Here is a 16,093-nt window from a genome sequence, read left to right on the forward strand (position 1 = left end):
GACCATGAAAGCACCCGGGCCCGGTCTGGTGGAAACCGGACGCATGCTGCCGAAACTGGCGAAAAACCCGCTGACGACGGTGGGCGCGTTGCTGGACGGCTACGGCGACGTCGTGCGGGTCAAGGCGGGCCCGATGCTGGTCTACCTCGTCGCTGATCCGGCGATGACCGAGTACGTTCTCAAGGACAACTACACCAACTATCGCAAGAGCCCGATCTACGACGAGTTCAGCATCCTGCTCGGCGACGGGCAACTGACCACCAACAACCTGGAGTACTGGCGCGGACAGCGCAAACTCATCTCCCCGGCGTTCTCCCACTCGCACGTCAAGGGTTTCGCCGACGACATCACCGACAGCGCCGCGGCGATGCTCGACAGCTGGGACGCCGCGGCCGGAGAATTCCGCGACATCTACGACGACTACGTCAAGCTGCTGCTCGCGGTGACCGGCCGGATCCTGTTCAGCATCGACCTGTCCACCGGCACCACACAGGTGACCGACGCGATGCGCGCGGCGTTCGCGCTCATCATGAAGCGGGTGAACGCGCCGGTGAAGCTACCGCAGTCGTTCCCGACGCCGGAGGCCCGCCGGGTCGCGCGCAAGGTCGGCGAACTCGACGACGTGGTGCGCCATCTCATCGACGAACGCCGCCGCGGCGGCGACACCAGCGACGTGCTCACCGCGCTGGTGCGCGCTCGCGACGAGGGCGGGCAGGGCATGCGGGAGGAGGACTTGCTCAACGAGATCAAGACCTTGCTGGTGGCCGGTCACGAGTCACCGGCCAACGCGCTGTCGTGGGCGTGCTACCTGCTGGCCACCCATCCCGAGATCCAAGAGCGACTGGCCGAGGAGGTGCGCTCCGTGATCGGCGACCGCACGCCCACCTTCGCCGATCTGGGGCAGCTCAGCTACTGCCGCATGGTGATCGAGGAGACGATGCGGCTGTATCCGCCCGCCTGGATCGTCGAACGCACGCCGATCGCCGATGACGAGATCGGCGGCTACCACGTGCCCGCGGGCGCGCGGGTCACGTTGTGCATGTACTACATCCACCGCGACAAACGTCTGTGGGACGACCCGGAGCAGTTCCGTCCCGAGCGTTTCGCCGACGCCGCCGTGGCCGAACGACACAAGTTCGCGTTCTTTCCGTTCTCCGGCGGCCCGCGCATCTGCCTGGGCAAGGACATGTCGATGACGGAGATGGTGCTGATCCTGGCCATGACGGTGCAGCGTTTCCGCCTCGAACTCGACGACACCCACCCGGTGGTGCCGCTGGCTTCGGTGAACCTGCGCCCGGAGTTCGGCATCCGCATCCGCCCGGTCCGCCGCGTCACCGAACCCGTCACGACCTGACCTCGCCCGCCGGAGCAGACGTGGCGATCGACGCTGCCGAGGGTTGCCGAAAGGCGTGCCGGACTCCGCGGCGTGCAATGAGTGAGCTGGCCGGTCCAGGCAGCCGCGGGCACCGACCAAACGGGTGGCGCGTCGAGTTCAGCTCACCACCGGTCCTCCGGCCGCCCGAGCACCTGGTGGCTTGGAGCCGGGTCGCCGGGACGGAGGATGCGAGCGGGTTCGGGCCGACCTGATTCTTCCTACGGTTGAGCAGTGCCACTGGGGCGCATTGTGTTGGTGCAGGTTAGGGCACGAGCACGATTTTGCCGTGGGTGTGTCTGCGTTCGAGTTCCGTGTAGGCCTGGCGGACCTGTGTCAACGGGTAGACGTTCGCGATAGGGACTTCGAGGTGTCCGTCGGCGATCAGGTCGGCCAATTCGGCGAGCACCTCGGCGCCTGGCCTGCCGTTGGGCCCGGGTTCGGTCTTGACCCCATACTTCGCGGCTGCTGCGAAATCGATGATGGTGTCGATCCGTTCGATTGCGACGCCGAGAGCGAGGGCCAGTTCGACGTACCCGCCGCCGTAGGTGTCGATGAAGGCATGGACACCGCCCGGTGCGGCGGCCTTGATCCGGTCCATGACGCCGTCACCGTATGCGACGGGGATCACGCCGTGGCTGTGCAGCCACTCGTGGTTGCCCTCGCTCGCCAGACCGATGACCGTGGCTCCGGCACGGCGCGCGAGCTGAACCGCGAACGAGCCGACTCCTCCGGCGGCTCCGGAGACGACGACGCTCTCGCCCTTCTCCAGCTGTACGGAATGCACTGCCCCCCAGGCAGTCACGCCGGCAATGTATAGGCCGCCCGCCACCTCCCATGGGACGTTGCGCGGTTTGGGGGTGAGGTTGTCGACGTCGACGAGGGCCAGCTCGGCCTGGGCGGCCCGCTTCTCGGAGAATCCGATCACCTCGTCGCCGGGCGAGAATCGGTCCGCGCCGGCGCCGATCTCGACGACGACTCCGGCTAGATCGCTGCCCTGTCCGGAGGGAAAGGTCGAGGGAAAGATGTCCGTCATCGCACCGGTGCGTAATGCCGCCTCACCGGGGTTGATGCCTGCCGCTCTTACCTGCACGAGGACCTGCCCTTCCCCGGGCACCGGGCGATCGACCTCCTCGATCCGCAGGACGTCGATTCCGCCGAATTCGTCGTACCTGACTGCCTTTGTCATTGTTTTGCTTCTCCCCCGGCGCGCAATGCGCGGCCGACTTCGGGAACGGGAACGGTTCGCACGGGTGTGCCCGTCACCAGGGCACTGTTCCGGCGTCGTTGAGGAATTCGCCGGTCGGTCCGTCGTCGGGCAGGGTCGCGAGGTGAATCGCGATGGCCGCCCCCTGTTGCGGTGTACGGTCGCCGCTGAAACCGGTGAAGTCGGTGGCGGTCAAACCGGGACAGGCTGCATTGATCAGGATGTTGGTATCACTCAGCTCCTTGACGTACTGGATGGTGACGGCGTTGAGGAAGGTCTTCGACGCCAAATAGGCAGCAGGAACCGGGCCCATGTCGATGCCGGGTGTGGTTTGCAGGGCGAGCGAGCCGACGCTGCTGGACATGTTGACGATTCGCGGTGAGGCCGAGGCGCGCAGCATCGGCAGCATCGCGTTGGTGACGCGGATGACCCCGATCACGTTGGTTTCCACGATAGCTCGCACGGTCGCGGGATCGACCGTGGTCGGTGTCTGCGGCATATCGCCGGTGACGCCGTTGATCGCGGCATTGTTCACCAGGACGTCTAGCCCTCCGGCATGGTCGGCGATCAATTCGGCCGCCGCGGCCACACTCGCGTCGTCGGTCACGTCGAGCGGCACACCGAACGCATCGGTCCCGGCCGCGCGTAGCTTCTCCACCGCGGTGTCGCGGCGTTGCCGATCCCGCGCGCCCACACCGATTCGCCAGCCGAGGGCACCCAGGCCCGCCGCGATCTCGTATCCGATTCCTTTGTTCGCGCCGGTCACCAGCGCGATCGTCTGTTCACTCACACTGCCGATCCTGCTGCGGTTGCGGGTGCGGCGTCCAAGACCGGTCGGGTTGGCGTCGATACCGCACGGGTATCGGTCGTGGTGAGCGCCGGATACGATGACGTGGTGGAGACGCGGGAGATGCGATATTTCGTCGCCGTCGCCGAGGAGTTGCACTTCGGGCGGGCGGCGCAACGGCTCTCCATGGCGCAACCACCACTCTCGCGAGCCATCCAGCAGCTCGAACGGCGGCTCGGAGTCGTTCTGCTGCACCGCACCGCTCGCGCCATCGCCTTGACCGAGGCCGGGGCGGTGCTGCTGCGCGAGGCCCGGACCGCGCTCGACGCGGTCGAAGCCGCCGAGCGCCGCACCCGCCGCGCCGCGGCCGACCAGCCGGGTCTGGTGCTGGTCACCAAGGCCGGCGCGTCCAGAGAACTGTTGTCGAAGCTGCTGGACGCCTACGCCGCCGAACCGGGCGCCGTGGCCGTCGAGGTGACGCTGTGCGGGCCCGGTGAACCGGAAAGCCTGCTGCGCAACGGGCGTGCCGACGTTGCTCTGCTCCACCGGCCCTACGACACGACAGCCGGATTCGACACCGAGGATCTACATACTGAACAGCAGGTCCTGGTCCTGCCTGCGGGTCATCCCCTCGCCGACCGGGCGAATGTGTCGTTCGCCGAACTCAACGCCCAGACGGATCTGCCTCTGCCGCGCTGGCCGCGACGGGATGGAAGTTATCCGGACGGCCCCGGCCCGCAGGTGCGCGACCATACCCAACTGCTCCAACTGATCGCGCTCGGACTGGCCTGCGCGGTCGTGCCCGAGTCGCTGCGAACTCAGCTACGCGACGATCATGCCGTGGTGCCGGTGCCGGACGCACCAGTGGTCACGACCGTCATCGCCTGGCCGCCACACAGCAGATCCAAAGCCGTTGCCGACCTCGTCCACACCGCGACACGCCTCTGACCGGCACACTGCGGCACCCCTGTTCGCCGGCCGCACCGAGTTCACCGCCGCCGCAGGCGCCTCCACCGGCCTGGTCGACAGCCACCGCAACCGTGACACCTTCGGCGACACATCGGTGACCAGCAACCCGTCCAGCTGTGCGCACCGTTGCGGCGTGAGTTCGCGCACCAGCAGGTCATTGGTTTCCCGCTGCGCCTACTCGCGGGCATGAGCCACGTGCTCCACCAGGACCACCGGACCAGGCCCCCGCCAGCACAGATATTGCGCCACCGAGCGCAGGTGATCGGTGCGTGTCTGCCGCTCGGTGGCCGTAGGAACCGATTGCGCTCGCATCGACGTTCAGCTCGGTAGCCAGCCGGGCCACCGCTACCGGCGGCGCCGTCGACACCTTGTCCGGCACGAACCCGAGCCGAGGCAGTGTGCACAGCGCAACAGCTGCGATTACTCCATCGGGTTCGGGCTAGCGCAGATGTTCGAAGAATGTTCGCAGATCGGCTGCCAGTTGAGCCGGCGCCTCCATGGCCGGGAAGTGCAGGCCGTGCTCGAATTCGGTCCAGTGCGCGTCCGGCGGCGCCGGGACTACCTTGCGCACGGTCTCGTCCGCACTGAACACCGCGAAGCCCTGCGGCACCGCGGGCGCTCCCCAATCCGAGGAGTGCGCTTGGTCATAGAGGGTGTGCGCCGCGGTGATGCCCGCTCCGGTGAACCAGTAAAGGCTGACGGTAGTGAGCAATTGGTCGCGATCGATCGGCAAGTCGGTCCATTCCTCGAACTTCTCGGCGATCCACGCCAGCTGCAGTAGCGGCGAATCGACGAGACCGTAACCGATGGTCTGCGGTCGGCTCTGCTGGATCGACAAGTATCCGGAACCCTCCTTGCGGAACGCGTCCATGCGCTCGAGGATCAGCTTGTCGACCGGGTCGTCGGCATCGAGGCGCTCGGCCATTCCGGGAATGAACGTCGCCACATTGGCGGCGGTCAGCGGATCGGTCACGACGTGGACGCCGATGACATGCTCGCTGTCGCGGGCGCCGATCAGGCCGGATATGCCGGCACCGACGTCGCCGCCGTGAACCCCGTAGCGCTGGTAGCCCAGCCTGCGCATCAGCTCGATCCACGCGTTCGCGGTGCGGCCCATCGCCCAGCCGGTTGCGCTGAGCGGAGTGGAGAAGGCATAACCGGGCAGCGACGGCGCGACGACATGGAACGCAGGCCCCTCGGCCGGGTTGACCAAAGGCTCGATGAGGTGGAGGAATTCGGCGACCGAGCTGGGATAGCCGTGGGTGATCAGCAGTGGCGTCGCGTCCGCTCGGCCGGAGCGGACGTGCAGGAAATGAATGCGCTGGCCGTCGATCTCGGTCGTGAACTGCGGATAGGAATTGAGCGCGGCTTCCTGCGCACGCCAGTCGTAGCCCGTGCGCCAATATTCGGCAAGTTCCTTCAGATGGAGCTGCGGTATGCCGCGGTTCCAGCCGACATCGGGCAACTCGGCCGGCCAGCGGGCCTCGGCGAGCCGATGGTGCAGGTAATCGAGATCGGACTGCGCGATGTGGATGCGAAAGGGCTGGATGGCGTCACTCATTGGGGTTCTTTCTGTTGGCTCGGGCGAGCGTTTCGCGCCGGTGAAACATAAGGTAGTTGCCATTGCGGAAAGGCTGGTTCCTCAATTCGGGAGAAGATCGACAAATGATCGAAACCTCGGCACGACTGCTTCGTCTGCTTTCCCTGCTGCAAGCGCGCCGCGACTGGACCGGACCCGAGTTGGCCGCTCGGCTGGAGGTCACCGTGCGCACCGTCCGCAACGACGTCGACCGCCTGCGACGGCTCGGCTATCCAGTCGAGGCTCGGCCGGGTGTCGACGGTGGATACCGGCTGGGTGTCGGAGGTGCGCTGCCGCCGCTGCTGCTCGATGACGACGAAGCGGTCGCGATCGCGATCGGGCTGCGCAGCGCCGCAGCCGGTTCCATCGCGGGCATCGAGGAGACCTCGTTGCGTGCACTGACGAAACTGCGACAGATATTGCCGTCGCGGCTGCGCCGTCGCGTCGACGCCTTCGGGTCGCACACCCTCGCGCTTCCCCCGCGCGGCCCGCTTGTCGACCCGGATGTGCTGACCGTGACCGCCGACGCCTGCCGCGACCATGAACGACTGCGGTTCGACTACCAGACGCATTCGGGGGCCGCCGGTCGGCGTTCGGTGGAGCCGTATCGCCTGATCAACGATCGACAACGCTGGTACCTGATGGCCTGGGACCTCGACCGCGTGGATTGGCGGACCTTTCGCGTCGACAGGATGCAACTCCGCACACCGACCGGCCCCCGCTTCACGCCGCGGCCGCTGCCGCCCGACCGTGAGATCACCGCACGAGTCGCCCGCGGAATCGGCGAGTCGACGTGGCGTTTCCGCGCCAGGGTGATCGTGCACGCGCCCGCGGATCACGTGCGCAGCCGACTCCCGATTCCCGTCGACGTCGAGCCGTTGAGCGAGGACCGGTGCGCGTTCGAACCCGGCTCCGACCATCCGGAAATGCTGGCGCTCTACCTCGGGCTGTTGGGCGCCGACTTCGAGATCGTGGATTCACCCGAACTGGTGCGGGCTCTGCGGACGATCAGCGAGCGCTACCAGCGCGCGCTCGCCCCGTCGTCGGGTCGACGTCGTTGGTCGCCACCGACGGGCGGAGCCTTGTGATGTGGTGCCGAGGTCATGGAGTGGTGCGGTAGCGGCCCGGGGTGGTGCCGATGAGGTTGGTGAAAGCGGCGATGAAGCTGCTGGGGTTCGCCCAGCCGCAGGCGTGGGCGACGCGGGTGGTGTCGTGGCCGTCGGCGAGCAGGACGAGTGCGTAGTAGACGCGGAGTTGGGTGCGCCACTCGTAGAAGGTCATGCCGAGTTCGTTGTGGAACAGTCTGCTGAGGCTGCGGGCGCTGGCTCCGATCGTGCGCCCGAGTTCGGCCAGTGACGTGTTGTCCGCGGGGTTCTCGGAGAGGATCCGCGCGATGGCCTGCAACCGGTCGTCATGGGGTTTCGGCAGCACGAGTGGCTGTTCGTGTGCTTCCTGTAGTTCATCGACGAGGACGCGGCGAAGGCGAGCACGTGCGGCGCGGTCGTGGTCGCGTGGGCTCGTGAGGGTGAGCAGGATTTCGCGGGCGAGGGCGGAGGCCAGGAACACGGCGGGACGGTCCGGCACGAGCCGCGCCTGGGATGGGGGTAGGAAGACGATCCGCATGTCGGTGTCGCCGTGTGCCCGATGGTAGTGCGTGAACTCGGCAGGGGTCCACGCGATTCGATTGGCCGGAACGATCGATGTGCCCCGTTCGGTGTGCACGGACAGGACGCCGCGAGCCGCGTAGACCAGGTGTCCACGCGGATGGGAGTGCACCGAACTCGTTCCCCCCGACGGCCACAGGTGCACCCCTCCGGACGGCCACAGCTGGGATGTCGGGCCGAGCCGGGGAAGTTGGCGGCCAACGGGCATGAGTTGGCATTCTATCGGTAGACGGCCACCCGGTCGCCTGGCGACAGTGGACGCATGCGCAATGACCTCCATTCAGACAGCACCGCCGCTCTGATGCGGTGTGAGACGACGGGTACGACGATGCGAGCCGCGGTCTGTGTCCGGGCGGGTGGCCCGGAGGTACTGGAGATCCGTGAGCTGCCGGTGCCTGCGGTTCGGGAGGGCTGGAGCCTGGTGCGGGTGAAGGGCGTGGGCTTGAACCGCTCGGAGCTGCGAACCCGTCAGGGGCATTCCCCGAACGTGCAGTTCCCGCGTGTGCTCGGGATCGAATGTGTGGGAATCGTGGCAGCCTCGACCGATCCCGTGTTGCCGGTCGGCGCGACCGTCGCGGCGGTGATGGGGGAGATGGGCCGGGAGTTCGACGGCGGCTACGCGGAGTACGCGTTGTTGCCGAACTCGCTGCTGATGCCGGTCACCACCACGTTGCCCTGGGAGATACTGGCCGCGCTGCCCGAGACCTATTTGACCGCGCACGGCTCGCTCGACGCGTTGGGGGTGGTGCCGAACGGCGAGGGGCGGTTGCTGATTCGCGGCGGCACCTCGTCGGTGGGTATGGCGGCCGCGTCGATCGCGTCCGGCCACGGTATCGAGATCACCGCCACCACCCGGCGCCACGACAAGATCGACGCGTTGGCCGCGGCCGGTGCCGACCACGTGCTCGTCGACGACGGTGGGTCGCTGGCGGCGGGTGTGCACGCGGTCTGGCCGGAGGGGCCGGACTATGTGCTGGATCTCGTCGGGGCGCGCACGGCGGTGGACTCCCTGCGCCTGGTCCGCCGGGGTGGAGCGGTGTGCGTGGCGGGCTCGCTCAGTGGCTGGCTCATCCACGACTTCGAGCCGATAGCGATGATCTCGTCCGGAACCAAGCTCACGGCCTTCCACAGCGACAACCTGAAGGGCAGCGCGGGCGCGACCGTGCTGCAGCGCGTCATCGACGAGGTCGAGGCCGGGGTCTATCGGCCCAACGTCGACCGTGTCTTCGGCCTGGACGACATCGTGGCAGCCCACCGGTACATGGAGGACAACCGTGCCGCCGGAAAGATCGTGGTGGTGCCCTGAGCGCTCTGCGGGCTCATGGCCGGTTCCTGGGACGATTGTCAGCGAGCCAGCGCCTGGTCGCGGGGGACAGGGTGCACAGCAGCCCCGTACAGGAGAAAAACAGGAGCGTGCCGACGAAAACCAGGTCGCTGGTACGGCTGTCGCCACCCAGGCTGGCTCCGGCTCCGGCCAAGCCGACCAGCGTGAGGATCCCGGTACCCAGCGCCACGGCGATGCGGCCCGCTCGCTTGCGCCGGAACAGTGCGATCGAGCCGCCGAGCAGCACCAGTGCCATCGTGGTTGAGATCGCCATGGGGGCGAGAAGTTCGAGGGCAACCTCACGCCGCGTCTGGCGGCGACCGTATTCGATGTGCGGGGTCATCAGCTCCATCACCCCGTTGGCGATGATCAGACAGAAGACCAGCCCGAAGCCGAACGCGACGACGGCGCCGATTCGGGGGACGACGCCGGATGGCCGGACCGGATCGTGGATGGGCGTGAGCGGTTGCAGCGGCGGGAGCTGCTCGGCGGGCCACCGAGGCTCCGAAGGCTGGTTCAGCAGGGTCGGGGCCGAACGTGGCCACAGGTCGACCGCCGTGGCCGGGTGGCCGGAGCGCTTGTCGACGAAAGTCCGCGCGGGCGCTGCGGCGGGAGCGTCGCCGCGCAGGGCCGCCGCCGCGGCCACCGCGAAGTCGCCGCAGCTGGCGAAGCGTTCGTCCCGGTGCTTGGCCAGCGCGCGAGCGATCACCTCGTCGAGTCGCGGTGGCAGGTCGGGACGGGAATCGCTCAGGCGCGGCACCGGCTTGGCGATGTGCCCGGCGACGATTTGACCGGGATTGGTCGAGGGGAACGGTGGCTGCCCCGCCAGCATGGTGTAGAGGGTGCAGCCGAGGGAGTATTGATCGGCGCGGTGATCGACCGGCTCACCGGACAGTTGCTCCGGCGAGGCGTAGGCGAGGGTGGCGGTGAACGTTCCGGTGGCGGTCAGTTTGGTATCGGCGTCGAGTATTCGCGCGATCCCGAAATCGGTGAGCACAGCGCGTGTTTCGCGACCGGCTTCCGGCTCGGCGATCAGGATGTTGGCCGGTTTGATGTCGCGATGCAGCACACCTCGGCTGTGGGCGTAGTCCAGCGCCTTCGCCGTATCGCCGACGATCTGCACGACCTGTTCGGGGCGGGTGCTGCGGGGATCGAGCCGCGCAGCGTCGGTGCCACGGACGTACTGCATGGAAATCCACAGGTGCCCGTCCTCGGTGCCGCGATCGTAGACGCCGACGATGCCCGGATGCTCCAGGCGCGCAACGACATTGGCTTCCTGTTCGAACCGCCTGCGCAGCTCCTCGTCCTCGGACACCGCGCGATTGAGCAGTTTGAGCGCCACCAGCCGCGGCAGACGGGGGTGCCGGGCCAGATAGACGGTGCCCATACCGCCTTGCCCGAGCACGCCTTCGATCACGTAGCCGGCGAACGACTCGTGCTGCCTCAACACCGATGGCCCCCCTTCTAGACCCGGCCCACTCGGACCGCAGGCAGCATAACCCTCGGTTCCGAACCGGAGAATCAGCAGCGTTCAGGCTGCGATCGACAAGGCGGTGCCGGACGTCGCGGTGGGTGTTCGCACGCAGGAGCAGGCGGCGCAGCTCGCTCCGCGGATCATCCATCCCCGCCGAAGTGTGTCGGCTGTCGCGAACAAGGATTGCCACGGCGGATCCGATGAGGGATCCACCGGCGGGTTGCGGTTGTCGGCACGGGGGAAGACAGCCACCGGACATGGCTCGATGTCATCGATCGCACAGATCATGTTGTTCAGCAGCGGTTTTCGCTGGCTTGTTCGCCGCCCCGGCTGGGCGCGTGATCCGTGAGGGAAGGCTGTCGATGTCCGAAACAGCTGGTGTAGTGATGATCAGGATAGTTCCGGCGGCCAGCGCGATGCCGGACCACCAGGGCAGAGATGCGGCCCGGGTGTGGCTGAGCAGGGCGGCTCCGAGCGCGGAGCCACCTGTTATGCCGAGTTGGTAGGACACGACGTAGGCGCCGGACGGGACGTCCGGGGCGTCCGGAGCTGCGCGTAGGACAGCGTGTTGCAGGATTACCGGCAAGGCCGCCGCGGCGGCGCCCCACAGCATGACGAGGACGAAGACGACCCAGCGGAGGTGCGCGATGCCGAGCGCTGTCACCGCGCAGGTCAGCGTCGTGGCCACGATGAGAGCGGTGCGACGCGGATGGGTATCGAGTGCGCGTCCGACGAGAGTTACACCGAATAAGCCCGCGATGCCGTATCCGGCCAGAACGACCACCAGCAGCGATCCGCTCAACCCGGTCGGTGCGATCAGTAGGGTCAGGTAGGTGTAGCTCACATAGTGGCCGACGACCAGTGCGGTCGTGACGAGGCAGACTACGAGAACTGCTCCGAGACTGAAGGTGTCGCGGTTGCGTATCTCGCGCGGTGGTGGGGGTGTCGCGGGTAACGCGGCTCGTAGCAGGACCGCGGTGGCGCCGGCCGCACCGGCGAGCGTGAGTGAGGCTGCGCGCCAGCCCAGTTCGTGTGCCAGGCCGGTGGCGATCGGCGCACCGGCGATCAGGCCCAGCGAAGAGCCCGCGAAGACCGCCGCGGTCGCCCGGCCGCGCATTCCGTCCGGTGCGTACTGTGCCGCTACCACGGGGATCTGTGACCACACCAGGCCGTGTGCGATCGCCGCCACGCCGCGTGCCAGTGCCGCGACCGTGAAGTTGGGAGCCAGACCGAATGTCACCTGCGAGAGGGCCAGCAGCACAAGGGAGGCGGTGAGGGCGCGACGCCGGTCCAGCCGCCGACAAGCCCACACCGCCGGCAGCGTCGCCGCCCCGGCCGCGATCGCGTACACCGTGAGCAGGAGCCCAGCCGTGGCGGGGGCCACATGCAATCCCATGGCGAGATCGTTCAATGCGCCGATCGGAAACAGCTCGGCGGTCAGGTACACGAACAGTGCCAGGCCCAGCACCGCCAATCGCCCGTACAGTGCACCGGCCGTGGTCGTTCGCGCTGCCGCCATTCGCGTCATCGCGGCAGGCGGTCCAGGAAGGAGGACACTTCCGCAACCCACGGCCCAGCCTCGGCAGGCGTGAAGATATGTCCGGCCGAGGGGTATTCGATCAGCTCGGCACCGGCGATGCCAGAAGCCAACTGGCGAACGGTATCCGGCAACACGACCCGGTCCTCGCCACTCACGACGACGAGGGTGGGCACGTCGACCGCGGCGAGCAGCGGCCGAATGTCGGTGCGGGTCACCAGCTCTACATGATCGGCGCCGCCGAGGGGGTAGCCGGCGCGGATCTGCCCGACCGCTACCGCGTGCTCGCCCTCGGACACATTTGTGAGCGTTCCAGGTGAGTTGGCGTAGAAGAGCAACTCCGCCAAGGTGTCGAAGTCGCCGCGCTCGGCCAGATGCCGCCACACACGGGCCAGTGCACGTGCCTGCGCGTCCGGATACACCAGCCCGACGGTCAGTACCAGTGCGCTGACGTGCTCGGGATGCCGGGTGGCTGCGGTCACGGCGACAGCAGAACCCAGCGAGAGCCCGACGATCGGAAATCGTTCTGCACCGGCCTCCAAGGCGGTCGCGACCACGGTGTCGGCGAGTTCATCGATCGACAGCGGCGCGGTCGCCTTCGGTGTTTTGCCGGCGCCGGGATAGTAGGGTCCGACGAATCGCCGATCGGCAATGGTGTCGATGAGTGGTGCGAAGTTCTCGCGGACTCCACCACCGGCGCCGTGGGCGAGAGCGACCACCGGACCGGCACCGCTGTCGACGACGTCTACCTTGTCCAACAACTGCTGACGCCGCGTATCGGAAATCATGCCGCGAACCTAAGCGTTGACGTTGGCGTGAAGGTCAAGACGAAATCCGGACCACGCAGGTCACGGCATGCGGATCGGTGAACTCGCCCGCCGCTCGGGCACGACGACGCGCGCGTTGCGCTATTACGAGGAGCAAGGCCTGCTCGCGTCCGAACGGACCGACAACGGCTACCGGGACTACGATGAGGCGTGTCTGATGCGAGTCCGCCAGATCCGGGCACTGCTCGACGCCGGATTCAACTCGCAAACCGTCGCGCAATTGCTGCCCTGTGCCAGCGGCCCGCGCCCACAGCTCGAACTGTGCCCCAACATCGTCGCAGCCATGCAAACAACCCTGCAGCGCATCGAATCCGACTTGGAGACCCTCGGCAGCCACCATGCCGCGGTGTCCTCGTTTCTCGAGGATGAATCCTACTCGGATTCCGCCTGAGAAGATCCGCCCCGGCACCCGGTCGTGGACGGCGGAGGATCCCCACTCCGAGTCATCCCAACGGCTCGACCCGGCGGCGCAGCAGGCAGAATTCGTTCCCCTCCGGGTCGGCCAGCACGTGCCACGATGCGGTGCCGGACTGGCCGATGTCGACCTTCCGGGCACCGGCGGCCAGTAGCCGCTCCAGTTCGGCGTCCTGATCGCGGTCGGTGGGATTCACGTCGAAGTGCAGAGGGAGTTTCCCGTGCTTCGGCTCGACGCTGCGAATGAACACCACTGTGGGCTGCGGCCCGCCGAAGCCGGTTCCGGGTGGACCGATCTCCAAAGCGTCGCCTTCCCAGCCGAGTTCGACATAGCCGAGTACTGCGCACCAGAAGTCCGACAGCCGTTGCGGGTCGGCGCAGTCGATGACGAGTTCGGTGATCCGGCAAGCCATGGACGCGACACTACGCGCGCAAGAAACGTCGGTTCCATAGGCGGCGGACACTCGATCTCGGTCCTCTCGAGTGCTGTCTCGCCCGCGGTTGCGGCTCAGCCGAGCAATTGCCGGCTCAATGCCAGCAGTTCAGCGGTCGACAGGGCTTCTTCCACCACCGGCGGTCGTGGATCCGCCCCCGACGCAGGTGTGGACGGTGGAGCGCCTTGCGGGTACGCGGGAGTGAGGCGGATGTCGAGTTCCGCGGCCAGCAACTCGACGGTGGGGCAGCCCCAGATGACGGCGGCGGGGACGTCGATACCGAGGCGGGCGCCGAGGCGGGCCGACAGCTCCACGGCGTGCACCGAGCCGATCCCGAGCTGTTCGAAGTTCTGCCGGGCGGCCACACGGTCGGGCGCGATACCGACGACTTCGGCGAGTTCGGTGGTGACCAGGGCGGCGAGCGCCGCGACACCAGGTGCGTCGGAACGTCGAGGCTCGCTGGACCCGGCAGACGACGCGATCGCCGCCGAGTGCCGTACGGTCGCGAACGACTCGACAGCTTCGCTCGCGGTCTCCGACGATACGACCGGCGCTGCCTGCGAGTTCGGAATCCACTCGTGAGAGAGGTCGGAGAGGGTGGGCCCGAAGTCCCGCGAAGGCGACGCGGGTTCGGCGAGTGCCTCGCCTGGGGGCTGCGGCTCCGCCCAGTGCCGTTCGCGCTGGAAAGGATAGGTGGGTAGGGAGACCGGGCGGCCGGGCGGGTTCACCGCGGCCCAGTCGGGCTCGACGCCACGCTCGAACAGCGCGCCCGCTGCGTGCAGCAGGTCGCGGTGATCCACCGTGCCGGGACGCAGGGCCGCGGACAACACGACACCCAGCACCGCGTTCTCGTCTCTGTCCGCGTCCGTCGCAGCCCCGTCGAGGTAGGCGTCGAGGAATTCGACGACCTTGTCCACCTCGTCGGTCACTATCGAAATCCGGTGCCGGAAGGCGGTTCTCGTGGCCAGTGTGTGCGCGAGGTCGCCCAAACGGATGTCGGGGTCGCGCACGAGCTGCTCACGCAGCCGACGTGCGTGCTCCCGCAAAGCGGCTTCGGTGCGGGCGGACAGCACCACCAGCCGCTCCGAGACGCCGCTGTCGACGACCGGATCGGGTGGGGGCGCTGCTTCGGCGATGACGTGGGCGTTCGAGCCGCCGAAACCGAACGCGCTCACCGCGGCGCGGGCGGGGGCGTCGTGCCGCGGCCACGCCATCGCGGTGTCGGCCACGCGCACTCCCGTCGCGGCGGGATCGAATCCGGCGGGTGCGTGGTCGAAATGGAGGCTGCGCGGTATCCGGCGATGCGACAGGGCCAGCGCGACCTTCACCAGTCCGGCCATGCCCGCGGCCGCTTCGGTGTGCCCGATGTTGGTTTTGACCGAGCCGACGATCAGCGGTGCGCCGGGGGCTCTGCCGGTGCCGTAAACCTCTGCCAGTGCGGTCAATTCGGCGTTGTCACCGACGGCGGTGCCGGTGCCGTGCGCCTCGACGTAGTCGATCGTCGAGGCGTCCACACCCGCTCGCGCGCAGGCCCGCCGCAATAGCTGCCGTTGACCGTCGGCGCTGCTGGCGGGCATGGAGCGGTGCCTGCCGTTGTTGTTGGTGGCGCTACCCAGCAGGGTGCAGTAGACGCGGTCGCCGTCGCGCAACGCTTGTCGCAGCGGCTTGAGCACGACGACCGCACCGCCTTCGCCGCGCACGTAGCCGTCGGCGGAGGCGTCGAAGGTGTGTGACCGGCCGCGTGCGGACAGCACACCCAGCGCGGACAACCCGATCGCGGTCTCCGGTAGCAGATTCAGTTGCACGCCACCGGCGACGGCCAGCGCGCTCTCACCCGTCCGCAACGCCTGGCAGGCCAGGTGCACCGCCACCAGCGATCCGGCGCAGGAAGCGTTCACGGTCATGCTGGGACCGTCGAAACCCAGGAAGTACGACACCCGGTTGGCGATCACACCCTCGACATCTCCGGTACTGGTGAACGGGGTGATGGCGGTGACGCCCCTGGCGAGTTTGACGGCGCGATAATCGTTGAATTTGTTGGCGAAATACACGCCGGTGTCCGGTACCCGGTCGGGGCGGATCGCCGCGTCTTCGAAGGCTTCCCAGGCCAATTCGAGTGCCAAGCGCTGCTGCGGATCCATATCGGCCGCCTCACGCGGGGTGATCCCGAAGAACTCGGCGTCGAAACCGGCGACATCCGCCACATACCCGCCCGCGACCGACACCGTCTTGCCCACTGCGGCGCGATCGCGCCCGCGGTGGTCGCCGGACCAGCGACCGGGCGGCGGCTCGTCGGCGATCGCGTCGGTCTCCTCGATCAGCAACCGCCACAACGCCTCCGGAGAATCGGCGCCGCCGGCGAAGCGACAGCTCATGCCGATCACGGCGATCGGCTCCGCGCCGACGCGGTCCGGCCGGGAGCGGGCGTGCCGCTTGGTCTTTTTCACGCTACTCACCTGCCCGCGATCCACCGACCGTGCACTCGCGCAACAGGCGGTGCGGTGA

The 16,093-nt window shown here is 67.8% G+C and carries 14 protein-coding genes and 1 pseudogene; 5 read left to right on the top strand and 10 right to left on the bottom strand.

Annotated elements, in window-relative coordinates; genetic code table 11:
• The first annotated feature begins 4 nt into the window (after positions 1-4).
• The gene (locus ACWEO7_RS05140; protein ID WP_452420918.1) at positions 5-1,354 is read left to right on the top strand and encodes a cytochrome P450; all 1,350 of its coding nucleotides are present in this window, start codon (positions 5-7) and stop codon (positions 1,352-1,354) included.
• Between the two features lie 283 nt (positions 1,355-1,637).
• Here the strand turns inward: ACWEO7_RS05140 and ACWEO7_RS05145 are convergent, their stop codons facing one another.
• Together ACWEO7_RS05145 and ACWEO7_RS05150 are read right to left on the bottom strand one after the other, a co-directional pair.
• Positions 1,638-2,561 (bottom strand): NADP-dependent oxidoreductase, encoded by a 924-nt coding sequence (locus ACWEO7_RS05145; RefSeq protein ID WP_452420920.1) that lies wholly within the window; start codon positions 2,559-2,561, stop codon positions 1,638-1,640.
• A gap of 73 nt (positions 2,562-2,634) precedes the next feature.
• Entirely contained in the window at positions 2,635-3,369 is a 735-nt protein-coding gene (locus ACWEO7_RS05150; RefSeq protein WP_450017392.1) for an SDR family NAD(P)-dependent oxidoreductase, read from the bottom strand.
• A 105-nt stretch (positions 3,370-3,474) separates the two neighbouring features.
• On the opposite strand from ACWEO7_RS05150, the gene ACWEO7_RS05155 reads away from it, so the two are divergent.
• The gene (locus ACWEO7_RS05155) at positions 3,475-4,314 is read left to right on the top strand and encodes a LysR family transcriptional regulator (protein WP_452420922.1); all 840 of its coding nucleotides are present in this window, start codon (positions 3,475-3,477) and stop codon (positions 4,312-4,314) included.
• A gap of 36 nt (positions 4,315-4,350) precedes the next feature.
• Here ACWEO7_RS05155 and ACWEO7_RS05160 read toward each other — a convergent pair.
• A pseudogene (locus ACWEO7_RS05160) lies at positions 4,351-4,750 on the bottom strand (DUF4158 domain-containing protein); the annotation flags it as partial.
• A gap of 24 nt (positions 4,751-4,774) precedes the next feature.
• Positions 4,775-5,896 carry an epoxide hydrolase family protein gene (locus tag ACWEO7_RS05165; RefSeq protein WP_452420924.1) on the bottom strand — a complete coding sequence of 374 codons (1,122 nt, stop codon included), beginning with the start codon at positions 5,894-5,896 and terminating at the stop codon, positions 4,775-4,777.
• A 104-nt stretch (positions 5,897-6,000) separates the two neighbouring features.
• On the opposite strand from ACWEO7_RS05165, the gene ACWEO7_RS05170 reads away from it, so the two are divergent.
• Positions 6,001-7,002 carry a helix-turn-helix transcriptional regulator gene (locus ACWEO7_RS05170; RefSeq protein ID WP_452420926.1) on the top strand — a complete coding sequence of 334 codons (1,002 nt, stop codon included), beginning with the start codon at positions 6,001-6,003 and terminating at the stop codon, positions 7,000-7,002.
• Between the two features lie 13 nt (positions 7,003-7,015).
• On the opposite strand, the gene ACWEO7_RS05175 is transcribed toward ACWEO7_RS05170, so the two are convergent.
• Positions 7,016-7,786 carry an AraC family transcriptional regulator gene (locus ACWEO7_RS05175; protein ID WP_452420928.1) on the bottom strand — a complete coding sequence of 257 codons (771 nt, stop codon included), beginning with the start codon at positions 7,784-7,786 and terminating at the stop codon, positions 7,016-7,018.
• Positions 7,787-7,840: 54 nt separating this feature from the next.
• Here ACWEO7_RS05175 and ACWEO7_RS05180 point away from each other — a divergent pair, with 54 nt between their 5' ends.
• Positions 7,841-8,884 (top strand): zinc-binding dehydrogenase, encoded by a 1,044-nt coding sequence (locus ACWEO7_RS05180; protein WP_452420929.1) that lies wholly within the window; start codon positions 7,841-7,843, stop codon positions 8,882-8,884.
• Positions 8,885-8,897: 13 nt separating this feature from the next.
• Here the strand turns inward: ACWEO7_RS05180 and ACWEO7_RS05185 are convergent, their stop codons facing one another.
• From ACWEO7_RS05185 to ACWEO7_RS05195, 3 genes are all read right to left on the bottom strand, one after another.
• The gene (locus ACWEO7_RS05185; protein WP_452420931.1) at positions 8,898-10,352 is read right to left on the bottom strand and encodes a serine/threonine-protein kinase; all 1,455 of its coding nucleotides are present in this window, start codon (positions 10,350-10,352) and stop codon (positions 8,898-8,900) included.
• 292 nt (positions 10,353-10,644) lie between these two features.
• Positions 10,645-11,895 carry an MFS transporter gene (locus ACWEO7_RS05190; protein ID WP_452420933.1) on the bottom strand — a complete coding sequence of 417 codons (1,251 nt, stop codon included), beginning with the start codon at positions 11,893-11,895 and terminating at the stop codon, positions 10,645-10,647.
• 5 nt (positions 11,896-11,900) lie between these two features.
• Positions 11,901-12,701, bottom strand: a complete 801-nt coding sequence (locus ACWEO7_RS05195; protein ID WP_452420935.1) for an alpha/beta fold hydrolase — start codon at positions 12,699-12,701, stop codon at positions 11,901-11,903.
• A gap of 67 nt (positions 12,702-12,768) precedes the next feature.
• On the opposite strand from ACWEO7_RS05195, the gene ACWEO7_RS05200 reads away from it, so the two are divergent.
• Positions 12,769-13,131, top strand: coding sequence for a MerR family transcriptional regulator (locus ACWEO7_RS05200; RefSeq protein WP_452420937.1), 363 nt, complete (start codon positions 12,769-12,771; stop codon positions 13,129-13,131).
• Positions 13,132-13,183: 52 nt separating this feature from the next.
• Here ACWEO7_RS05200 and ACWEO7_RS05205 read toward each other — a convergent pair whose 3' ends face one another.
• Entirely contained in the window at positions 13,184-13,567 is a 384-nt protein-coding gene (locus ACWEO7_RS05205; RefSeq protein ID WP_450017412.1) for a VOC family protein, read from the bottom strand.
• Positions 13,568-13,662: 95 nt separating this feature from the next.
• Complete coding sequence (locus ACWEO7_RS05210; protein ID WP_452420939.1) at positions 13,663-16,035, bottom strand: beta-ketoacyl synthase N-terminal-like domain-containing protein; 2,373 nt, start codon at positions 16,033-16,035, stop codon at positions 13,663-13,665.
• Between the last annotated feature and the right edge of the window lie 58 nt (positions 16,036-16,093).

This window comes from Nocardia sp. NPDC004260 (genome assembly GCF_053603155.1).